At 73.7% G+C, this 19,598-nt stretch carries 21 protein-coding genes; 13 read left to right on the top strand and 8 right to left on the bottom strand.

Annotated elements, in window-relative coordinates; translation table 11 throughout:
* Positions 1-9: 9 nt before the first annotated feature.
* A complete protein-coding gene (locus tag AC3WRM_RS15895; protein ID WP_492249475.1) occupies positions 10-918 on the top strand; it encodes a CHAP domain-containing protein in 909 nt (302 codons plus the stop codon).
* Between the two features lie 81 nt (positions 919-999).
* Here the strand turns inward: AC3WRM_RS15895 and AC3WRM_RS15890 are convergent, their stop codons facing one another.
* Together AC3WRM_RS15890 and AC3WRM_RS15885 are read right to left on the bottom strand one after the other, a co-directional pair.
* Positions 1,000-1,848: a DUF3097 domain-containing protein gene (locus AC3WRM_RS15890; RefSeq protein WP_492249474.1), complete on the bottom strand. Its 849-nt coding sequence runs from the start codon at positions 1,846-1,848 to the stop codon at positions 1,000-1,002.
* Complete coding sequence (locus AC3WRM_RS15885) at positions 1,841-2,272, bottom strand: hypothetical protein (RefSeq protein ID WP_492249473.1); 432 nt, start codon at positions 2,270-2,272, stop codon at positions 1,841-1,843. Before AC3WRM_RS15885 ends, AC3WRM_RS15890 begins: the two co-directional genes overlap by 8 nt.
* A gap of 153 nt (positions 2,273-2,425) precedes the next feature.
* On the opposite strand from AC3WRM_RS15885, the gene hrcA reads away from it, so the two are divergent.
* The 8 genes from hrcA to era are packed head-to-tail and all read left to right on the top strand — an operon-like array spanning position 2,426 to position 9,180.
* Entirely contained in the window at positions 2,426-3,463 is a 1,038-nt protein-coding gene (gene hrcA, locus AC3WRM_RS15880) for a heat-inducible transcriptional repressor HrcA (RefSeq protein ID WP_492249472.1), read from the top strand.
* Positions 3,464-3,479: 16 nt separating this feature from the next.
* On the top strand, positions 3,480-4,640 hold the full coding sequence (gene dnaJ / locus AC3WRM_RS15875; RefSeq protein WP_492249471.1) for a molecular chaperone DnaJ: 1,161 nt from the start codon (positions 3,480-3,482) through the stop codon (positions 4,638-4,640).
* Between the two features lie 44 nt (positions 4,641-4,684).
* Positions 4,685-5,029, top strand: a complete 345-nt coding sequence (locus AC3WRM_RS15870; RefSeq protein ID WP_492249470.1) for a histidine triad nucleotide-binding protein — start codon at positions 4,685-4,687, stop codon at positions 5,027-5,029.
* Between the two features lie 53 nt (positions 5,030-5,082).
* Positions 5,083-6,117, top strand: a complete 1,035-nt coding sequence (locus tag AC3WRM_RS15865) for a PhoH family protein (protein ID WP_492249469.1) — start codon at positions 5,083-5,085, stop codon at positions 6,115-6,117.
* A complete protein-coding gene (ybeY, locus tag AC3WRM_RS15860; protein WP_492249468.1) occupies positions 6,095-6,622 on the top strand; it encodes an rRNA maturation RNase YbeY in 528 nt (175 codons plus the stop codon). Before AC3WRM_RS15865 ends, ybeY begins: the two co-directional genes overlap by 23 nt.
* Entirely contained in the window at positions 6,619-7,908 is a 1,290-nt protein-coding gene (locus tag AC3WRM_RS15855) for a hemolysin family protein (protein WP_492249467.1), read from the top strand. The genes ybeY and AC3WRM_RS15855 overlap by 4 nt, the downstream gene beginning before the upstream one ends.
* Complete coding sequence (locus AC3WRM_RS15850; RefSeq protein ID WP_492249466.1) at positions 7,901-8,269, top strand: cytidine deaminase; 369 nt, start codon at positions 7,901-7,903, stop codon at positions 8,267-8,269. The genes AC3WRM_RS15855 and AC3WRM_RS15850 overlap by 8 nt, the downstream gene beginning before the upstream one ends.
* Positions 8,266-9,180: a GTPase Era gene (gene era / locus AC3WRM_RS15845; RefSeq protein WP_492249465.1), complete on the top strand. Its 915-nt coding sequence runs from the start codon at positions 8,266-8,268 to the stop codon at positions 9,178-9,180. Before AC3WRM_RS15850 ends, era begins: the two co-directional genes overlap by 4 nt.
* Here era and AC3WRM_RS15840 read toward each other — a convergent pair.
* Positions 9,177-9,446, bottom strand: a complete 270-nt coding sequence (locus tag AC3WRM_RS15840; RefSeq protein WP_492249464.1) for an acylphosphatase — start codon at positions 9,444-9,446, stop codon at positions 9,177-9,179. The two genes, era and AC3WRM_RS15840, sit on opposite strands and share 4 nt — an antisense overlap.
* 80 nt (positions 9,447-9,526) lie before the next feature.
* Between AC3WRM_RS15840 and AC3WRM_RS15835 the strand changes: the two genes are divergently transcribed.
* Positions 9,527-10,537: a PHP domain-containing protein gene (locus tag AC3WRM_RS15835; protein ID WP_492249463.1), complete on the top strand. Its 1,011-nt coding sequence runs from the start codon at positions 9,527-9,529 to the stop codon at positions 10,535-10,537.
* Position 10,538: 1 nt separating this feature from the next.
* Here AC3WRM_RS15835 and AC3WRM_RS15830 read toward each other — a convergent pair whose 3' ends face one another.
* Genes AC3WRM_RS15830 through AC3WRM_RS15820 form a run of 3 tightly spaced genes read right to left on the bottom strand, consistent with a single transcriptional unit; the run spans position 10,539 to position 12,182 of the window.
* Positions 10,539-11,276, bottom strand: coding sequence for a hypothetical protein (locus tag AC3WRM_RS15830; RefSeq protein WP_492249462.1), 738 nt, complete (start codon positions 11,274-11,276; stop codon positions 10,539-10,541).
* Positions 11,273-11,632 (bottom strand): hypothetical protein, encoded by a 360-nt coding sequence (locus tag AC3WRM_RS15825; RefSeq protein WP_492249461.1) that lies wholly within the window; start codon positions 11,630-11,632, stop codon positions 11,273-11,275. The genes AC3WRM_RS15830 and AC3WRM_RS15825 overlap by 4 nt, the downstream gene beginning before the upstream one ends.
* 40 nt (positions 11,633-11,672) lie before the next feature.
* Positions 11,673-12,182, bottom strand: coding sequence for a flavodoxin family protein (locus tag AC3WRM_RS15820; protein ID WP_492249460.1), 510 nt, complete (start codon positions 12,180-12,182; stop codon positions 11,673-11,675).
* A 213-nt stretch (positions 12,183-12,395) separates the two neighbouring features.
* On the opposite strand from AC3WRM_RS15820, the gene AC3WRM_RS15815 reads away from it, so the two are divergent.
* The 3 genes from AC3WRM_RS15815 to AC3WRM_RS15805 are packed head-to-tail and all read left to right on the top strand — an operon-like array spanning position 12,396 to position 16,762.
* The gene (locus AC3WRM_RS15815) at positions 12,396-13,337 is read left to right on the top strand and encodes an AAA family ATPase (RefSeq protein WP_492249459.1); all 942 of its coding nucleotides are present in this window, start codon (positions 12,396-12,398) and stop codon (positions 13,335-13,337) included.
* Positions 13,338-13,359: 22 nt separating this feature from the next.
* Entirely contained in the window at positions 13,360-14,604 is a 1,245-nt protein-coding gene (locus AC3WRM_RS15810; protein WP_492249458.1) for a DUF58 domain-containing protein, read from the top strand.
* The gene (locus tag AC3WRM_RS15805; RefSeq protein ID WP_492249457.1) at positions 14,591-16,762 is read left to right on the top strand and encodes a transglutaminase TgpA family protein; all 2,172 of its coding nucleotides are present in this window, start codon (positions 14,591-14,593) and stop codon (positions 16,760-16,762) included. Before AC3WRM_RS15810 ends, AC3WRM_RS15805 begins: the two co-directional genes overlap by 14 nt.
* 1 nt (position 16,763) lies before the next feature.
* Here AC3WRM_RS15805 and AC3WRM_RS15800 read toward each other — a convergent pair whose 3' ends face one another.
* Positions 16,764-18,221: an acyl-CoA synthetase gene (locus tag AC3WRM_RS15800; protein ID WP_492249456.1), complete on the bottom strand. Its 1,458-nt coding sequence runs from the start codon at positions 18,219-18,221 to the stop codon at positions 16,764-16,766.
* Entirely contained in the window at positions 18,218-19,555 is a 1,338-nt protein-coding gene (locus tag AC3WRM_RS15795; RefSeq protein WP_492249455.1) for an SLC13 family permease, read from the bottom strand. The genes AC3WRM_RS15800 and AC3WRM_RS15795 overlap by 4 nt, the downstream gene beginning before the upstream one ends.
* Between the last annotated feature and the right edge of the window lie 43 nt (positions 19,556-19,598).

The following is a 19,598-nucleotide window of genomic DNA, read 5'->3' as shown; positions in this document are numbered from 1 at the left end:
GTGATCAGCATGGTCATCGGGGTGGTCATTTTTGGTATACCGACATCGGCGGACGCGGCACGGACCGTGCTCTGCACGAGCTACGCGCAGTGCAAGGCGAAGGGCTTCACGGACGGCGGCTACGGCTCCGTCCGGTCGACGTCCTACTGGAACCAGACGCCGGGCCGCAACTGCACGAACTACGTCGCCTACCGGCTGACGAAGAACCGTCTGGTGGCCCGCCCGCCCGGCACCGACGCAGCCCGCACGTGGGGCCGCGCGGCCCGGGCGGCCGGCATCCCGGTGCGGACCTACCTTCCGCGTCGCGGCGACGTCGCCTGGTGGGACGCCTACAAGGGCTACTCCGGTGCGAAGGGTCACGTCGCAATCGTCGAGCGGGTCCGCGCCGACGGCTCGATCGTGGTCTCGGAGGACAACATCAACGGCACGTTCATGTGGCGCGTCGTCCGTCGCGGCTCGGCGTGGCCGTCGGGCTTCGTCCGCTACCCGACGTCGGACGGGTCGCCGTCGGGCCTGCTCGAGTCGATGAGGTCCGAGGACGGCAAGGTCTCCGTCAGCGGCATGGCCAGCGAGCCCGACCGCTGGGGCAAGGAGGTCGACTACACGGTGGCGCTCGGCGCTCCGCTCGACGCGGCGAACGGGGTGCGGCCCGTCGAGACCTTCTCGTTCAGCACGGTCTACTACAAGTTCACGTGGCGGCGCACCGTGCAGACGCGGGGACCTGTCCGGGCCTACCTGTACGCGCACAACACCGAGCGCACCCGGGGGAAGGACACCCTGCTGGGCGTCGCCACCCTCGACCTCGTCGAGGACGGGAGCGTGCTCGGACGGGTGCTGCCGCGGACGGAGTGGCTCACGCCGCCCGTCCCCGCACCGACCCCGACGGTGCCGCTGGTGGAGACGGTGCTGCAGGACTGAGGGAGGCGCGACGGCCCGGAACCGCGTGGTCTCGGGCCGTCGCGCTGACCAGACGCAGGCGGTACCGCGATGAGCCGCCGGCTACGGCGCGGTGACGAAGTCGATGAGCTCCTCGACGCGGCCGAGGAACTCCGGCTCGAGGTCGGTCCAGGAGTCGACCCGCGAGAGGATGTGCTGCCACGCCCGTGCGACGTCGGCCTGCTCCGCGTGCGGCCAGCCGAACGCGGCGCACACCCCGCGCTTCCACTCGAGGTGGCGGGGGACGACGGGCCACGCGGCCACGCCGAGCCGGGCGGGCTTCACGGCCTGCCAGACGTCGACGTACGGGTGGCCGACCACGAGCACGTGCGGGCGGCCCGACAGCCGTGCCGCGATGCGCGACTCCTTCGAGCCGGGCACGAGGTGGTCCACCAGGATCCCGAGCCGGCGGTCCGGACCCGGGTCGAAGTCGTCGACCACGCCGACCAGGTCGTCGACGCCGTGCAGCATCTCCACGGCGACGCCCTCGACGCGCAGGTCGTCGCCCCAGACCTTCTCGACCAGCTCGGCGTCGTGCTTGCCCTCGACGAGGATGCGGCTCGGCAGGGCCACCCGGGCCCGCTGGCCGGCCACCGCGCGCGACCCCGAGGCCGTCCGCGTGGGCTGCTGCGGGCCGGCGGTGGACGGGGCGACCAGCACCACCGGCCTGCCCTCGAGCAGGAAGCCCGGTCCGAGCGGGAAGACCTTGACCTTCAGGTGCCGGTCCTCCAGGGCCACGGTGCCGAGGTCGCGCTCGACGCGCACCACCTCACCGCACCAGCCCGTCGTGACCTCCTCGACGACCATGCCCGTCTCGGCGGGCACCTCGGTCGAGCGGCCCCGCGGGGGTGCCTTCCAGTCGCCGGCGAGCACGTCGTCGCCGTAGCGGTCCCGACCCCGGGTCTCAGCCATGGAGCACGCCCAGGAGCGTCTGGTGGAAGGCCTCGAGGTCGTCGCGGCCGATCTCGCCGCTGCTCGTGAGGATCCGCGTGGAGGAGCGGGTCAGCCCGACGGCCAGGTCGACGGCCTGGGCCCAGCTGAGTCGCGCGGTGCTCGGGACGACGTCGAGGGGCGGCACGAGGTCGCCGAGGGCGACGGTGTCGCCGTCGGGGACGACGAGCACCAGCTCGCCGCCGACGGGGCCGTGCCCGAGGTGCACGACCTCGACGAAGAGGTCGCCGAGGTCGGCGGCCCACACGGAGCTCAGCGTCCCGCCGCGCGACTCGTGCAGGAGGAACGTGCCGTCGGAGAGCGTCACCCGCCGCGGCCGGTACGTCAGGGTGCGCGAGCGACCCGTGACCGAGACGACCTCACCCTCGCTCCCGATTGCTCCCACGGCGCTAGACTGGCACTTGCGCCTGGCGAGTGCCAAAGCGCCACGCCGCGCCGACGGACCCCGTCTGCGCCGTGCGCGCCCGAGCCCGTCCGGCGTCGTCGCACCTGAGCCACGCACCGTCCAGCCGAGACCGTCCCAGAGGAGGAGACCGCCGTGTCGGAGGAACGTCGCCTCCCGTCCGAGGACCGCCGCCTGGAGGTCCTGCGGGCCATCGTCGAGGACTACGTCGAGACCCAGGAGCCGGTCGGCTCGCGTGCCCTCGTCGAACGTCACCAGCTCGGCGTCTCACCGGCCACCATCCGCAACGACATGGCCGTGCTGGAGGAGGAGGGGCTCATCGCCCAGCCCCACACGAGCGCGGGTCGCGTGCCCACCGACAAGGGGTACCGGCTCTTCGTCGACCGGCTCTCGCAGGTCAAGGCGCTCACGTCGCCGGAACGCCGCGCCATCGAGACGTTCCTGGCCGGCGCCGTCGACGTCGACGACGTCGTGCAGCGCAGCGTCAAGGTGCTCGCCCAGCTCACGAACCAGGTCGCGATCGTCCAGTACCCGTCGCTGACCCGGTCCACGGTGCGCCACGTCGAGGTGGTGGCGCTCGAGGGCGCCCGGGTGCTCGTGGTCGTCATCACGAGCAGCGGTCGCGTGGAGCAGCGCATCGTCGAGCTCGAGTCCACGCCGAGCGACGGGCTGCTGTCCGACGTCCGCTCGCGGCTCATGACGGCCGCCGTCGGCCAGCGTCTGCCCGAGGCGTCGCTGCGCCTCGCCGACGTGATCGGGACGTTCGCGCCCGCCGACCGGCCCCTCGTGACCTCCGTGGTCACCACGCTCACCCACGTCTTCTCCGACGAGCGCAGCGACGAGCGCGTCGCCGTCGGGGGCACCGCCAACCTCGCCCGGTTCGGTCGCGACTTCGACACCTCCATCCGGCCCGTGCTGGAGGCGCTGGAGGAGCAGGTCGTGCTGCTGAAGCTGCTCGGCGAGGCCACCACCGACCCCACCGTGCGCATCGGTCTCGAGACCGGCACCGAGGGACTGCCCGGCACCGCGGTCGTCTCCTCTGCGTACGGCTCCTCCGAGCAGGCGCTCGCCATGCTCGGCACGCTCGGACCCACCCGCATGGACTACCCCGGAACCATGGCCGCCGTCGGCGCGGTCGCCCGCTACGTCGGGCGACAGCTCGCGGACGGCTGAACAGGACGAAGGACGTATGGCACAGGACTACTACGCGCTGCTCGGCGTCTCCCGGTCGGCGACGCCCGAGGAGATGAAGAAGGCGTACCGCAAGCTGGCACGTCAGCTGCACCCGGACGTGAACGACGCCCCTGACGCCGCCGACCGCTTCAAGGAGGTCACGACGGCGTACGAGGTGCTCTCCGACCCGCAGAAGCGCGCCGTGTACGACCGCGGCGGCAACCCGCTCGGCGGCGGTGGCGGCACTGGCGGCTTCGGCGGGGGCGCCGGGTTCAGCTTCGACGACATCATGGACGCCTTCTTCGGCGGTGGTGGTGGCAGCAGCCGTGGCCCGCGCTCGCGCGTGCAGCGCGGCCAGGACGCGCTGCTGCGTCTGCAGGTCGACCTCGCGGAGGCCGCGTTCGGCGTCACCCGCGAGATCAAGGTCGACACCGCCGTCGTCTGCGAGCGCTGCTCGGGCAGCGGCGCCGAGGACGACTCGGCCACCGTCACCTGCGGCACGTGCCACGGCCACGGCGAGGTCCAGCAGGTCCAGCGCACGCCCCTCGGCAGCGTCCGCACGGCACGTCCGTGCCCGACGTGCCACGGGTTCGGCACCGTCATCCAGGACCCGTGCCACGAGTGCCACGGCGACGGCCGCGTGCGCTCGCGCCGCTCGATCACGGTCTCCATCCCGGCGGGCGTCGACCAGGGCACCCGCATCCAGCTCGCCGGCGAGGGCGAGGTCGGCCCCGGCGGCGGCCCGGCCGGCGACCTCTACATCGAGGTCGAGGTGGCCCGCCACCCCGTCTTCACCCGCAAGGGCGACCAGCTGCGCTGCCAGGTGACGCTGCCGATGACGGCGGCCGCGCTCGGCACGCACGTCGACCTGCCCACGCTGGAGGCCGACCTCGCCGACGAGGACGGTCCCGAGGTCGTGGGCCTGGAGGTGCCGGCCGGCATCCAGTCGGGCGAGACGCTGACGCTGCGCGGCCAGGGCGTGCCGCGGCTGCGGGGACCGGGCCGCGGCGACCTCGTCGTCGAGGTCGTCGTGCAGACCCCGGACGAGCTCGACGACGCGCAGCGCGACCTGCTGAAGCAGCTGGCCGCCCTCCGCGACGAGGAGCGTCCCGAGGCGCAGCTCGGCAGCACCCACCGCGGCAGCGTCTTCGGCCGCATCAAGGACGCGTTCCGCTGAGCGGTGCCCTCGTGGTCGGCCGCCGCGTGCGGTAGGAAGGACCCATGAGCTCCAGCGCCGACTGCCTGTTCTGCAAGATCGTGGAGGGCGAGGTGCCCGCCGACGTCGTCGCGCAGGACGAGCACGCGGTGGCGTTCCGCGACATCAGCCCGCAGGCGCCCACGCACGTCCTTGTCATCCCGCGCGTGCACCAGCCCGACGTCGGCAGCCTCGCCGAGGCGGAGCCGGAGGCGGCCGTCGGGCTGCTGCGGCTGGCCCGTCGCGTGGCCGACGAGGCGGGCGGCTCCTACCGGCTCGTCTTCAACACCGGCGCCGACGCCCACCAGACGGTGTTCCACTGCCACGGGCACGTGCTCGCCGGACGCTCGCTCGGCTGGCCCCCGGGCTGATCCGCCGGCGGTCCGGTCCGCGCGCTGTCGACGTGTCGGCGCGTCCCCGTACCATGGACGCACACATGACTCCTGATTCTCTCGGGGACCGGCGTCCCCACACGTTCACCGTCCCGACCAGCATCGACACCGTCTCCCTCTACGGACCGGGCGACGAGTACCTGCGGATCGTCGAGGACGCCTTCGACGCGGCGGTCCACGCGCGGGGCAACCAGCTGACCGTCACCGGCGAGCCCGCCGAGGTCGCGCTCGTGGAGCGGCTGCTCGACGAGCTCGTCGCCATCGTGCGCACGGGCCAGGGGCTCACCGCCGAGACGGTCGAGCGGTCCATCGGCATGCTGCGCACCGAGACGCAGGAGCGCCCGGCCGAGGTGCTCAGCCTGAACATCCTGAGCAACCGCGGCCGCACCATCCGGCCGAAGACGCTGAACCAGAAGAAGTACGTCGACGCCATCGACCAGAACACCATCGTCTTCGGCATCGGCCCGGCCGGTACCGGCAAGACCTACCTCGCGATGGCCAAGGCCGTGCAGGCGCTGCAGGCCAAGGAGATCACCCGCATCATCCTCACCCGTCCGGCCGTCGAGGCGGGGGAGCGGCTCGGGTACCTGCCCGGCACCCTGAGCGAGAAGATCGACCCGTACCTGCGCCCGCTCTACGACGCACTGCACGACATGCTCGACCCCGAGACGATCCCCAAGCTGCTCACGAGCGGCACCATCGAGATCGCCCCGCTGGCCTACATGCGCGGCCGCACGCTGCAGGACGCCTTCATCATCCTCGACGAGGCGCAGAACACCACGCCCGAGCAGATGAAGATGTTCCTGACCCGCCTCGGCTTCGGCTCGCAGATCGTCGTCACCGGCGACGTGAGCCAGGTCGACCTCCCGTCGGGCCAGAAGAGCGGCCTGCGGGTCGTGCGCGACATCCTCGCGGACGTCAAGGACATCCACTTCGCGACCCTGACGTCGAGCGACGTGGTGCGGCACAAGCTCGTCGGGCGCATCGTCGCCGCGTACGACGCGTTCGAGAACGAGTCGGCCCCGGCCGCGGGACAGGTGGACCATGAACGTCGACGTCCTCGATGAGTCCGGCCAGGGCGTCGACGTCGTCGCCCTCACCCGGCTGTGCCGCTTCGTCATGCGGCGCATGCGGCTGCACCCGGCCACCGAGCTGACCGTCCGCCTCGTCGACACCGACACGATCGCGGTGCTCAACGAGCAGTGGATGGACAAGAAGGGCCCGACCGACGTCCTGTCCTTCCCGATGGACGAGCTCTCGCCCGGGCGTCGCGACCGCGAGCCGGAGGAGGAGCCCGAGGGCTACCTCGGCGACATCGCCCTCTGCCCGCAGGTGGCGGCGCAGCAGGCCCCGGCGGCCGGCCACGACGTCTCCGACGAGATCGACCTGCTCACCACCCACGGCATCCTGCACCTGCTCGGCTTCGACCACGCCACCCCCGAGGAGCACGCCGAGATGTTCGGCATCCAGGGTCGGCTGCTGCTGGAGTGGCAGCAGGTCGCGGCAGGTGGCGACGTCGAGGACGGCGTCGTCGAGCCTCGGCCGAGCGCCGACGGAGGCAGCCTGCGATGACGGTCGCGATCGTCGCGTCGGTCGTCCTGGCGGTCGCCGCGGGCACGCTGGCGAGCGTCGATGCCGCGCTCTCGTCGTTCTCGCGGGCCCGTGCCGCGGAGCTGCGCGAGGAGGGACGTGGCGGTGCCGTGCCCCTCGGGCGGATCCTCGAGGACCCCGCCCCGGCCCTCAACACCGTCCTGCTGCTGCGGGTGGTGTGCGAGACGGCGGCGGTCGTCCTCGTCGCGCTCGTGGTCGACGACGTCGTCGACGGGCTGTGGTGGCAGATCGTGGTCGCCGTGGCGATCATGGTCGTCGTCTCCTACGTCCTCATCGGCGTCGGCCCGCGGACGCTCGGCCGCCAGCACTCCGAGGCCGTGGCGCTCGCGTCGGCCGGTCCGGTACGTCTGCTCACCGCCCTGCTCGGGCCGGTGCCGCGCCTGCTCATCGTGCTCGGCAACGCCCTCACCCCCGGACGCGGCTTCCGCGAGGGACCGTTCGCGTCGGAGGTCGAGGTCCGTGAGCTCGTCGACCTCGCCGCCGCGAACAGCGTCATCGAGTCCGACGAGTCGCGCATGATCCAGTCCGTGTTCGAGCTGGGCGACACCATCGTCCGCGAGGTCATGGTGCCGCGTCCGGACCTGGTGTTCATCGAGCAGTCCAAGACGCTGCGCCAGGCGATGTCGCTGTGCCTGCGCAGCGGCTACTCGCGGGTGCCCGTCATCGGGGAGAACCTCGACGACGTGCTGGGCATGGCCTACCTCAAGGACGTCACCAAGCGGGTGTTCGACAACCACGTCGCGGAGTCGACCGAGCGGGTCGACTCCATCATGCGTCCGTGCCTGTTCGTGCCCGACACGAAGCCCGCCGACGACCTCCTCAAGGAGATGCAGGCGCAGCGCACACACGTCGCGATCGTCGTCGACGAGTTCGGCGGCACGTCCGGCATGGTCACGATCGAGGACATCCTCGAGGAGATCGTCGGCGAGATCACCGACGAGTACGACACCGAGCCCGATGAGCTCGAGAGCCTCTCCGACGGCTCCTACCGGGTGAGCGCCCGGTACGACGTCGACGACCTCGGCGAGCTGTTCGACGTCGACCTCGACGACGAGGACGTCGACTCGGTCGGCGGCCTGCTCGCGAAGCACCTCGGCAAGGTCCCCATCCCCGGCAGCACGGTGGAGGTCGAGGGCCTGCGGCTCGTGGCCGAGGCCCCCAGCGGCCGCCGCAACCGCATCGGGCGCGTGCACGTCTCACGCCTCGACGTCCCGTCCGACCCCGTCCCCGGAGGATCCCGTGGCTGACCCCACCCCCGTCGCCCCTGCCCACACGGTCGAGCCGGCCCCCGGGCCCGAGGACGCCAAGCTCGCCACCCTGGCCCGCGCCACCCGCGCGCGCACCCAGGCGCCCGCGGGTGCCGCCGTGCGCGACCTCGACGGTCGCACCTACGCCGCGGCCGACGTCGCGCTGGCGTCGCTGACCGTCGGTGCGCTCGACCTCGCCGTCGCCATGGCGGTCTCCTCCGGGGCCCGGGGCCTCGAGGCGGCGCTCGTCGTCGCCGACGCCCTGCCCGACGTGGGCGCGGTGCGCGACCTGGCCGGCACGGGCGTCCCGGTGTTCCGTGCCGACGCGTCGGGCACGGTCGTCGAGGGGAGCACGACGTGACGTTCCGCTCCGGCTTCGCCTGCTTCGTCGGCCGTCCCAACGCGGGCAAGTCGACGCTCACCAACGCCCTCGTCGGCGAGAAGGTGGCGATCACCTCCTCCAAGCCGCAGACCACCCGGCACGCGATCCGCGGGCTGGTGCACCGCGACGACGCGCAGCTCGTCCTGGTCGACACGCCGGGACTGCACCGGCCGCGCAACACGCTCGGCCAGCGCCTGAACGACATCGTCCGCACCACCTGGTCCGAGGTCGACACCATCGCCATGTGCTTCCCGGCCGACCAGAAGGTCGGGCCGGGCGACCGCTTCCTCGTCGAGGAGCTCGCGAAGATCCGGCGCACGCCCGTGCTGGCCGTCGTGACGAAGACCGACCTCGTCGCCCCCGAGCGGGTGGGGGAGCAGCTGCTCGCGGTCCAGGCCGCCGGGGACGCCGCCGGGCTCGTGTGGCGCGACCTCGTGCCGGTCTCCGCCGTCGCGGGCGACCAGGTCGACCTGCTCGCCGACCTGCTCGTCGGCACGTTGCCCGAGGGCCCGCCGATGTACCCGGAGGGCCAGCTGACCGACGAGCCCGAGGAGACCATCGTCGCGGAGATCGTCCGCGAGGCTGCCCTGGAGGGCGTGCACGACGAGCTGCCGCACTCCATCGCGGTCGTCGTGGAGGAGATGGTGCCGCGCGAGGACCGACCGGCCGACCGTCCGCTGCTCGACGTGCGGGTCAACGTCTACGTCGAGCGCGACAGCCAGAAGGGCATCGTCATCGGTCGCAAGGGTGCACGTCTGAAGGAGATCGGCACCGTCTCGCGCACCCAGGTCGAGCGGCTGCTCGGCACCCCCGTGCACCTCGACCTGCACGTCAAGGTGGCGAAGGACTGGCAGCGCGACCCCAAGCAGCTGCGCAAGCTCGGGTTCTAGCCGCGCGTGGTGAAGCCGGTCTCGCCGACCGGCTCCTCCACGTCGACCGCGACGTCGGTGACGTCTGCGCGCGGCGGCCCCTGGTGGCACCAGGCGAGCACGCGCTCCACGGCGGCCCGCTCGCCCTCGAGCACCGCCTCGACCGTGCCGTCGTCACGGTTGCGCACCCAGCCGGCCACGCCGGCGGCGTGGGCCTCGCGCTCCAGCGAGGCGCGGTAGAAGACGCCCTGGACGCGACCGGACACGACGACGTGGCGACGGATCATGCCGTCCACCGTAGGTGCTGCGACGTCGACCGGCCGAGGTCCGGACGCGCGGATCCGGGACGTCGCGGCACGATGGAGGCATGCACCCGGTCGACGCGCTCGAGGAGATCGCCTTCTGGCTGGAGCGGTCGAGGGCGTCGACCTACCGCGTCGAGGCGTTCCGGCGGGCCGCCGACGTGCTACGCGGACGCGACGACGTCGAGACCCTCGTGGCGCAGGGCCGGCTGCGCTCGCTGGACGGGATCGGCGAGCGGACGGCGGGCGTCGTCCGGGAGGCCGTCGGCGGAGCGGTCCCGACCTACCTCGCGGGTCTGCGCGCCGAGAACGAGGGGCCGCTCGTCACCGGCGGGGAGCAGGTGCGCGCCGCCGTGCGGGGCGACCTGCACACCCACACCGACTGGTCGGACGGCGGCTCCCCGCTGGCGACCATGGCGCGCACCGCAGCGCGGCTCGGTCACGAGTACGTCGCGATCACCGACCACTCGCCACGGCTCACCGTCGCCAACGGGCTGACGGCCGACCGGCTCGAGGCGCAGCTGGAGCTCGTCGCCGAGGTCGACGCCGAGGTCGAGGGGGTGCGGGTCCTGTCGGGCATCGAGGTCGACATCCTCAAGGACGGCACGCTCGACCAGGACGACGATCTCCTCGAGCGGCTCGACGTCGTCGTGGCCAGCGTGCACTCCGACCTGCGAGCCGACAGCATCGCGATGACCCGACGGATGCTGCGCGCCGTCCGGCACCCGGCCACCAACGTGCTCGGGCACTGCACGGGCCGGCTGGTGGAGGGGTCGCGGGGCACGCGGCCGCCGAGCCGCTTCGACGCGCGCCGGGTGTTCGAGGCGTGCGCCGAGCACGACGTCGCGGTCGAGATCAACGCCCGGCCGGAGCGGGCCGACCCACCGGACGACCTGGTGCGGCTCGCGCTCGACCTCGGCTGCCTGTTCGCGATCGACTCCGACGCCCACGCTCCGGGACAGCTGGACTTCCTCGACCACGGCTGCGCCCGGGCTGCTGCCCTCGGCGTCCCGCTCGAGCGCATCGTGACCACCTGGCCGCTCGACGAGCTCCTGGCCTGGACCGGTCGGCGGTAGGTCAGAGCCGGGCCGCGAGCGCGGCGGCGTCGCGAGGAGCGACGGGGTCCGCCACCCGGCCGGTCACCTCGTCGTAGACGTCGATCAGCTCGCCGAGCTCGCGCACCATGCGTCGGGCGCGGGCCTCGCCGTCGCCGCAGTCGGCGCGGCACTCGCCGGCGGCCACGCGGTGCGCGGCGGCCAGGGTCGCCAGCGACCACGCCTCGGGTGCGGTCAGGTCGGGCCCGGCCGCGAAGGCCATGACGCGCGACGCCGTGCGGTGGTGCTCGGCGTGCGCAGGGTCGAGGTCACCCTCGTGCAGCGGTGCGCTGCGCGCGACGTCCCAGGCGGCCGCGACCTCGCGCGCCTGTGCGGCGGCGTCGAGCGCGTCGACGTCGTGCGACGCGAGCAGCACGTGCGCGTGGTCGGCGTAGCCCTGCACGCTGACGCGCGCCGTCGGCTCCACGAGGCGGAGCACCTGCGACGCCTGCGCGAGACGCAGCCGGGTGCGCAGCTCCACGGAGTCGTCGCCCGTGCCGAAGAGACGACCGACGAGCGGCACCAGACGGTGCCGGTCGGCGTCGCTCGCGAGGTCGTTGGCCGTGCGCGCCTCGTGGGCGAGCAGCGGGTGGGTGCACTCGGGCCGGTCGCTCCACGGCTCGCCGGCCAGGACCGACACGTACTCCATGACGCAGGCCTCGCCCGCGTCGGCGTCGTGCGCCCCGGCCGTCAGCGTGGGCAGCCCCTCGGGGAGGTTCATGGCTCCATGGTCGCAGGACGCGCCAGCGCCGTCGTGTCGACCACGCGGCGGCGTCGGTGCGCCGCGACGGCCACGACGCCGAGGGCGACGGTGGTCGCGCCCCAGACGACGGCGCCGCCCTGCAGTGCGGGCTCGACCGACGCGGGTTCCTCCCGCAGGCCGTCGGCGGCGTCGAAGCCCCGACCCCACGCCCACCACACGACACCGGCGGACACCAGCGACCCGACGGCGAGCAGGACGACCGCGACGCGCCACCCGCGCGAGTGCGCCTGCGCGGCCACGACCGGTCCGACGCCGACCGTGGCCAGTGCGCACGGCAGGCCGGCCGTCAGGGCCGCGGCGACGAGCAGGTCCATCCCGCCAGCCTAGGGCGGCCCGCACTGGTCCGGGTGACGTTCACCCGACGTCGAGCAGCGCTGCCACCGTCGCGCCGAGCTCGTAGGCTGCGGCGCGCTCGTCGTGGCCGACGTCGCCGAGCAGCTGCAGCGGGGCCGCGACGCGGCGCCAGGGGAGGGCCTGGGCGATGGACTCGACCGAGCGGACGGCGCCCTCGGTGTCGTAGCGGCCGTGCACGCACAGCGCCCACGGCAGGCGTCCGGCGTCCGCTGCTCCGCCACCGGCATCGGACCGCGCCCCGCCGCCGTCGTCACCGAGCGCTCCGCCGACGGCGAGGAAGGTGCGGTCGAAGAGGTCCTTGAGCAGGCCGGACATGTACCCGAAGTTGGCAGGACAGAGCAGCACGAGCCCGTCGGCCGCGAGGAGGTCGTCGGCCAAGGTCGCGTCAGGGGAGAGCACGCGGACGTCGACGCCCTCGATCGCGTCGTCCCGGGCTCCCGCCGCGATCTCCTCGCCGAGGAGACGGGTCGCGGTCGTGGGCGTGTGCAGCACGAGCAGGAGGGTGCTCACCGCGGCGACCCGGTGTCGAGAGCCATGCGCGTCAGTATCGCCGATCGAGGTCACGCTGGCGCCGCCCCGGGGCGCGATTCGTGGACCTGACGACGGTCCTCGGCCGAGAAACCGTCGCCAAGTCCACGAAACGCGGAAACTCCTCGTCGTCCTGCGGCGTTGTGGGGGGCAGGGGATGATGGACCGACCCCCGCACCCGACCGAGGGAGTCCCATGGACGACGCCCGAGCCGCCGCCCGCCGTGTCCTCACGAACATCGAGTCCGTCGTCGACGGCAAGCCCGAGGCAGTGCAGACCGCGGTCGTGGTGCTGCTCGCCGAGGGCCACCTGCTGATCGAGGACGTCCCCGGCGTGGGCAAGACCGTGCTCGCCCGCGCCCTCGCGCGCAGCGTCGACGGCTCCGTGCGCCGCATCCAGTTCACGCCCGACCTGCTGCCGTCCGACGTCACCGGCGTCTCGGCCTTCAATCAGCAGAAGGGCGAGTTCGAGTTCAAGCCCGGCGCGGTGTTCGCCAACATCGTCATCGGCGACGAGATCAACCGCGCCTCGCCGAAGACCCAGTCCGCTCTCCTGGAGGCCATGGAGGAGCGCCAGGTCACGGTCGACGGTCGCACCCACCGGCTGGCGACGCCGTTCAGCGTCATCGCCACGCAGAACCCCTACGACATGGAGGGCACGTACGCGTTGCCCGAGGCCCAGCGCGACCGGTTCACCGCCCGGATCTCCATGAGCTACCCCGACGTCGACGCCGAGCTGGAGATGCTGCGCGACCGCGACGTCGACAACCCCCTCGACCGGCTCCAGCCGGTCGTGACGATCGACGACGTCCGGGCGATGATCGCGCAGGCCCGTGCGGTCTTCGCGTCGGAGGCGGTGGAGCGGTACTGCGTGGCGATCACGCGGGCCACCCGCGCCGACCCGGCGCTGCGGCTCGGCGCCAGCCCCCGTGCCACCCTGCAGCTCGTGCGGGTCGCGAAGGCGCGTGCCTTCCTGGACGACCGCGACTACGTGCTGCCCGACGACGTCGACGCCCTCGCGCCGCTCGTGCTCCCGCACCGGCTCGTCCCGGCCCGGGGCTCGGCGCCCGTGGAGGAGACGGTGCGTCGCATCGTGGCCGAGACGCCGGTCCCGCAGGGTGCGGTGGAGCCCCGATGACCCCCCGGCGGGTGACCTGGGCATGAGCCTCCTGCGACAGCTGCGACGGCCCGGTCTGCGACTGACGCGTCGCGGCGCCGGGTTCCTCGCGACGTCGGCGGTGCTGCTCGCGGCGGCACCGCTGCTGTCGCTGCCCGCCCTGCTGAGCGTCTCGGCGATGCTGCTCGGCGCCGTCGTGCTGGCCGCCGTCTTCGTGCTCGTCGGTCAGGCACGCGTCGTCGTCGAGCGCCGCTTCGCCCCGGAGGTGCTCTCGCCCGGCGACACCACGACCGCCACCGTGCAGGTGACGAACCTGTCGATGCTTCCGGCCCTCGAGGCGCGCTGGACCGACACCGTCCCGTACGGCCTCAGCGCCGAGGCCAGCGGCGTGCTGCCCCCGCTCGGCGGCAGCCGCACGCGACGCTCGCGGGTGCGGTTCCGCTACCCCGTGCAGGGGCTGCGGCGGGGCCGGCACGCGCTCGGTCCGCTGCGGGTCGAGGTGGTCGACCCGTTCGGGCTCGTGCTGCGGCGCCACACCTTCGGCGACGCCCAGGACCTCGTGGTCCTGCCTCGGCGGCACGCGCTGGACGCGGGATCCGCCCGCGGGCTGGACGAGGGAGTCGCCGCGCAGGGTGCGGCGCACCGCGCGGGGATCGGCGAGGACGACCTCGTCGCCCGCAGCTACCTGCCCGGCGACGCGCTGAAGCGGATGCACTGGAAGGCCACCGCGCACCGCGGCGAGCTCATGGTGCGCCAGGAGGAGCAGCAGGACGACCCGAGGATCGGCGTCGTCGTCGATCCTGACGCGGCCTCCTTCGGCACCGCCCGCGAGCGCGACGGGTGGTCGTACTCGCCCGAGCTGGAGTGGGCGGTCAGCGCGGCCGCCTCGATGGTGGACCACCTCGTGCGCGCCGGCTTCGCCGTCACCCTCCGCGCTCCGGACGACGCGGTCGACCGGCTGCTCGACCACACCGAGGCCGTCGAGGAGGCCCTCGTCGACCTCGCGGTCCTCGAGCCGGTGGCGGGGGTCGACCCTGCCGATGCCGACCCGGGGGAGCGGACCGTCGTGGCCGTGCTCGGCCGCCCCGACGTCGCGCGCGCCCAGGCCTGGACCGAGGCGCTGGCCGGCGCCACGAGCGTCCTCGCCCTCGTGGCCGCCGGGACGCGCGGGCCTGCGCTCGAGGTGCTCGAGCGCGCCGGGTGGCGGCACGTCCCGTACACCGCCCACGACGACGTGGCCGAGGTCTGGTCGCAGCTGGGGGTGAGTCGCACCCGTGCTGCGTCCTGAGGCCTCGACCCGGCGTCGCGCCGCCGCCGTGCCGCGACGTCCCTGGCTCGACCAGCTCCTCGTCGTCGGCGCCCTCGCCGTGCTCCTGCTGGGGTACGACACGGTCGTCGAGGGGCGGGACTGGTGGGTGACCACGACGCTCGTCGCCGGCCTGGTCGCCCTCGTCTGCGCCGTGCTCGGCAGTCTCGCGCCGCGGTTCGCCGTCCCGGTCGGGCTCCTCGTGCTCGTGGTGGTGCTCGGGTGGGTCTTCGTGCCCGCGACGTTCGCCGGACCGCTGCCCACCGCAGCCACCTTCCAGGGCCTCGGCGAGGCACTGTCGCGGGCCCAGGTGCTCGTCATGGAGGAGGCGGCGCCGGCGGCTGCCGCACGTCCGCTCGTGCTGCTGCTCGCCGGTGCCTTCGGCCTGCTCGTCCTGGTGCTCGACGTCGTGCTCCGCGCCCGCGTCGGCGTGCTCCTGACCGGGGTCGTGCTGGTGGCCGTGTACGCCGCACCGGCCCTCGTCTCGGGCGAGACGCCGTCGGTCTGGGTCTTCGCGGGCGCCGCGGCGTGCTGGCTCGCGCTCCTGCGCACCCGCACCGCGACGACGTCCGCCGGCTGGGCGTCGCTGGTGCCGGCCCTCGGGCTCGGTGGGTCGGCCCTGCTCGTCGGCGCGCTGCTGCCGCCCGTCCTTCCCGACGTCACCGCCGTCGCGAAGCCCTGGGGCGAGCCGCCGCCCCAGGTGTTCGGACGCGGCATCAACCCGATGCTCCAGCTGGGGCAGAACCTGCGTCGCAACAGCACCACCGTCTCCGCCCGCTACACGACCACGCTGCAGGACCCGCCGTACCTCAAGGTCGCCACGCTGCGCGACTTCCGGGGGCGCACCTGGCGTCCCGCCACGGGCGACGACGGCGACCCGTTCGAGAGCCGCATCGGCATCGAGCCCCAGGTCGAGACGAGCGAGGAGACCACGACCGTCCGGATCGCCGACCTGCGCAGCAGCATGCTCCCGGTGCCGTACCCGGTGCTCGACGTCGACGGGCTGCGCGGTGCGTGGTCGCTGCGTCGCACGGGCCTGACCATCAGCTCCGACAGCTCGACCACGCGCGACCAGCAGTACACGGTCACGAGCCTCGAGCGCCTGCCGACGGCCGAGCAGATGCGGGCGCTGGTCACCTCGTCGAGCGCCGTCCCCGCCGACTACACCGCCCTGCCCGACGACGTGCCGCCGATCGTCGCCTCGACGGCGCGCGAGGTCACCGCCGACGCCACCAACGACTACGACCGCGCCCTCGCGCTGCAGGACTACTTCCGCCAGAACTTCGTCTACTCCGAGACCGCCCCGGTGGCCGAGGACTACGACGGCAACGGCGTCGGCGTGCTGGGCACCTTCCTGCAGGAGAAGGCCGGCTACTGCGTCCACTTCTCCTCCGCGATGGCCGTCATGGCCCGGGAGCTCGGGATGCCGTCGCGGATCGCGGTCGGCTACGCGCCCGGCCAGGCCGCCGGCGTCGACGACGACGGCGACACCGAGTACGAGGTCACGTCCGACGACCTCCACGCCTGGCCCGAGATCTACTTCGACGGGGTCGGCTGGGTGGGCTTCGAGCCGACGCCGGGCGTGGGCTCGCGCACCGGCTTCGAGGAGCCGGAGGGCACGCCGGAGAGCGCGGAGCAGGCGGCACCCCAGGACCAGCCCTCGCAGCGACCGAGCGACGCCGCCGCCGAGGAGGGCTCGGTGACGCCGGAGGCCTCGGCCGCCGACTCCCAGGCCCCGACGGCCCCCCGCACCGCCCTCACCGTCGCGGTCGTCCTCCTGCTCGCGGCGCTGCTGCCCGGTCTGCTGCGCAGCCTGCTGCGTCGGCGTCGCCTGGCCGCCTCCGACCCGGAGCCGTGGTGGCGCGAGGTGGAGGCGTCGGCCGTCGACGTCGGGCTCGAGGTCCCACGGTCCGGGACGCCCCGGGCGCTCGTCGACGTCGTCGGTGCTCGCGCCGATCCCGAGGACCTGCGCCGGGTGCTCACCGCCGTCGAGCGCTCGCGCTACGCCCGGCCCGGCACCGACGTCGCCGACGAGCGCGACGCCGCCCGCCGGGTGGTCGAACGGGTCCGCGCGGCCGGGTCGCGCGGGGAGCGGCTGCGGGCGCTGCTGCTCCCGCGGTCGCTCCTGCGGCGACGCTGACTCAGCCCGGCACGTCGAGCATGAGCTTCTTCTGCACCTTGCCCATGGCGTTGCGCGGCAGTGACGGCACGAACCGGACCTCCCGCGGCCGCTTGTGCCACGACAGGTCGGCCGCGACGTGCTCGACCATGCGTGCGGCGAGGGCGTCGTCCGCATCCTCCGGCGCGACGACCGCGTAGGCGACGATGCGCTGGCCGAGGTCCTCGTCGGGCAGGCCCAGCACGGCCACCTCCTGCACCTCCGGCAGGGCGAGCAGGGACGTCTCGATCTCCCCGGCGCCGATGCGGTAGCCCCCGGACTTGATGAGGTCGACCGACTCGCGACCGACGATCCGGTGGAAGCCGTCGGCGTCCACGACGGCGAGGTCGCCCGTGGCGAACCACCCGTCGGGGCCCAGCACCTCGGCGGTCGTCTCGGGCAGGTTCAGGTAGCCGTCGAACAGCATCGGGCCGCTGACCTCCAGCCGGCCGACGGTCTCGCCGTCCGCCGGCACCTCGCGGCCGTCCTCGGCACGCAGGCGGGTGCGGGCCTCGCCCACCGGGAGTCCGACCCAGCCGGGCCGGCGCTCGCCGTCGGCGCGTGTGCTGAGCGTGATCATGGTCTCCGTCATGCCGTAGCGCTCCACGAGCGCGTGGCCCGTGAGCTCGCGCAGCCGCTCGAAGACGGGCACGGGCAGCGGGGCGCTGCCCGACACGAGCAGCCGGGCGCCGGACAGGGCGCGCGCGGCCTCGGGGTCGCGCGCGACGCGGGTCCAGACGGTCGGCACGCCGAAGTAGACCGTGGCGGGCGTCGCCGCGTAGGCCTGCGGCGTCGGGCGGCCGGTGTGCACGACGCGCGACCCCAGGTGCAGCGACCCGAGCACGCCCAGCACGAGCCCGTGCGTGTGGAACAGCGGAAGGCCGTGCGCGACGACGTCGTGGCCCGTCCAGCCCCAGGCGTCGGCGAGCCCCTCGATGCCGGTCCGCAGGGCCCGGTGGCTCAGCACCACGCCCTTCGGCGCCCCGGTGGTCCCCGACGTGTAGAGCACGATGGCCGTCTCGGTCTCCGCGACCGGGGCGGGCAGGTCGTCGGGTCGGTCCCGGGCCGGGACGTCGTCGGCCACGGTCGGCACTTCGACGACCGGCAGGTCCACGCCCTCGCGCGGCGGCCCGGCCCAGCAGGTCGCGCCGGAGTCGGTCACGACGTGCGCGGTCTCGGCCGGACCGGCGTCGGGCGGCACCGGCACCACGGGCACGCCGGCGAGCAGGCAGCCGCTCACGGCCACGACGGTCTCCAGCGTCGGCTCGGCGCACACGGCGACCGGTCCGGCGTCCGGCAGGCGTGCGCCGAACGCGACCGCGACCGCCCGGAGGCCGGCGCGCGACAGAGCCCGACCGTCGACCACCACGGCCTCCGGGTGGTCGGGCAGGTCGAGGTCACGCAGTGCGCGGAGGAAGGTCGTCGGGGAGGAGGACGTCATGAGAGCACCATGCCAGGGAGGATGAGGGTCAGGGTCAGGGCGACGGGACCGACGACGACCATCGACAGCCCCCATCGCGTCAGCAGGCTCGTCATGCGGGGACGGGCCTCCGGGTCGACGGTCGTGGCGACGTAGGTCGCACCGACGGTCGAGAACGGCGACACGTCGACGATCGACGCGCAGACGCCGATGGCGCAGATCATCGCCCAGCCGGGGATGCCGCCGTCGGCGATGAGCGGGAGGGCGAGCGGCACGAGCGCGGCGAGCATCCCGGTGGTCGAGGCGAAGGCCGAGATCAGGCCGGCTGCCGCGCAGAGCAGCAGCGCCGCCACGACAGGGGCGCCGACATGGGCAGCGCGCTCGCCGATCAGGTCGATGACGCCCATCTGCGTCAGCACGCCCACGTAGGTGATGATGCCGCCGACCAGGAGCACCGAGCCCCAGTCGATCCGGCTCATGGCGGCCTTCCCCGCGGCGGGGTCGACCAGCGCCAGCAGCGCGCCCAGGCCGAAGCCGATGACGCCGATGTCCGGCTCGAGGCCCCCGAGGGCCATGACCACGACCGCCACGACCAGCGCGACCATGAGCACCAGCGTGAGCACCTGGTGCGGCGTGGCCCGACCGGGCGACCGGACCTCCGCCGGGGCGTCGTCGTCGAGGGAGAGCGACGACTGGCCGTACTCCGGCAGCGCGGCGCCACGCGCGACCATGACCCGCTCCAGGCGCGGGGCCCGCGACCGGCGCCGACCGCGACCGAAGAGCACGTGCGCCACCGCCAGCAGCACGACGTTGATCACGACGGCCACCGCGAAGAGCAGCAGCGGGCTGAAGGCGATGCCCGCGGCGTCGGCCGTGCCCCACGTGATGATGCCGAACAGGCTGGTGGGGGCGAACGCGCCGGCACTGAGCCCGCAGCCCATCGACAGGGCCATGAGCATGGGGTCGATGCCGCGGCGGTGGGCGACACTCATGCCCATCGGGGCCATGACGAGGCCGCCGAGCGGCGCACCCATCGCCGAGACCAGCGCCGTGAGCGCGAAGAAGGTGGTGGGCAGGGCGGCGTCCCGGTCGCCGACCCGCGCCAGCGACGTCTCGATCAGCCAGTCGATGGTGCCGTTGCTGTGGGCGATGCCGAAGAAGTAGGTGACCCCCACGAGCAGCACGAGGATCGACAGCGGGAAGCCCGCGACCACCTCCTCCAGGCTGAGGTCGGCGATCCACAGGCCGACGAGCGCGGCGACGGGGAACAGGACGATGCCGATGTTGACGTTGCGGGCTGCGGCGATCGCGAACACGGCGACGAAGATGCCGAGGGCGACGAGCTGGGCGGTCATGGCGCCTCCAGGTGGGGGACGGCTCCCGTTCGGTCCACCTGAT

The organism is Aeromicrobium sp. EU05-FHT14F07 (genome assembly GCF_058790455.1).
This window is presented reverse-complemented; position numbering and strand designations above follow the sequence as displayed.

Coding starts and splice junctions, on each gene's coding strand:
- dnaJ (WP_492249471.1), top strand. CDS start 3,480: ATGGCACAGGACTACTACGCGCTGCTCGGCGTCTCCCGGTCGGCGACG.
- ybeY (WP_492249468.1), top strand. CDS start 6,095: ATGAACGTCGACGTCCTCGATGAGTCCGGCCAGGGCGTCGACGTCGTC.
- AC3WRM_RS15815 (WP_492249459.1), top strand. CDS start 12,396: ATGGACGACGCCCGAGCCGCCGCCCGCCGTGTCCTCACGAACATCGAG.
- AC3WRM_RS15895 (WP_492249475.1), top strand. CDS start 10: ATGGTCATCGGGGTGGTCATTTTTGGTATACCGACATCGGCGGACGCG.
- AC3WRM_RS15840 (WP_492249464.1), bottom strand. CDS start 9,446: ATGATCCGTCGCCACGTCGTCGTGTCCGGTCGCGTCCAGGGCGTCTTC.
- AC3WRM_RS15825 (WP_492249461.1), bottom strand. CDS start 11,632: ATGGACCTGCTCGTCGCCGCGGCCCTGACGGCCGGCCTGCCGTGCGCA.
- AC3WRM_RS15800 (WP_492249456.1), bottom strand. CDS start 18,221: ATGACGTCCTCCTCCCCGACGACCTTCCTCCGCGCACTGCGTGACCTC.
- AC3WRM_RS15810 (WP_492249458.1), top strand. CDS start 13,360: ATGAGCCTCCTGCGACAGCTGCGACGGCCCGGTCTGCGACTGACGCGT.
- AC3WRM_RS15890 (WP_492249474.1), bottom strand. CDS start 1,848: ATGGCTGAGACCCGGGGTCGGGACCGCTACGGCGACGACGTGCTCGCC.
- AC3WRM_RS15855 (WP_492249467.1), top strand. CDS start 6,619: ATGACGGTCGCGATCGTCGCGTCGGTCGTCCTGGCGGTCGCCGCGGGC.
- AC3WRM_RS15870 (WP_492249470.1), top strand. CDS start 4,685: ATGAGCTCCAGCGCCGACTGCCTGTTCTGCAAGATCGTGGAGGGCGAG.
- AC3WRM_RS15835 (WP_492249463.1), top strand. CDS start 9,527: ATGCACCCGGTCGACGCGCTCGAGGAGATCGCCTTCTGGCTGGAGCGG.
- AC3WRM_RS15830 (WP_492249462.1), bottom strand. CDS start 11,276: ATGAACCTCCCCGAGGGGCTGCCCACGCTGACGGCCGGGGCGCACGAC.
- AC3WRM_RS15795 (WP_492249455.1), bottom strand. CDS start 19,555: ATGACCGCCCAGCTCGTCGCCCTCGGCATCTTCGTCGCCGTGTTCGCG.
- AC3WRM_RS15865 (WP_492249469.1), top strand. CDS start 5,083: ATGGACGCACACATGACTCCTGATTCTCTCGGGGACCGGCGTCCCCAC.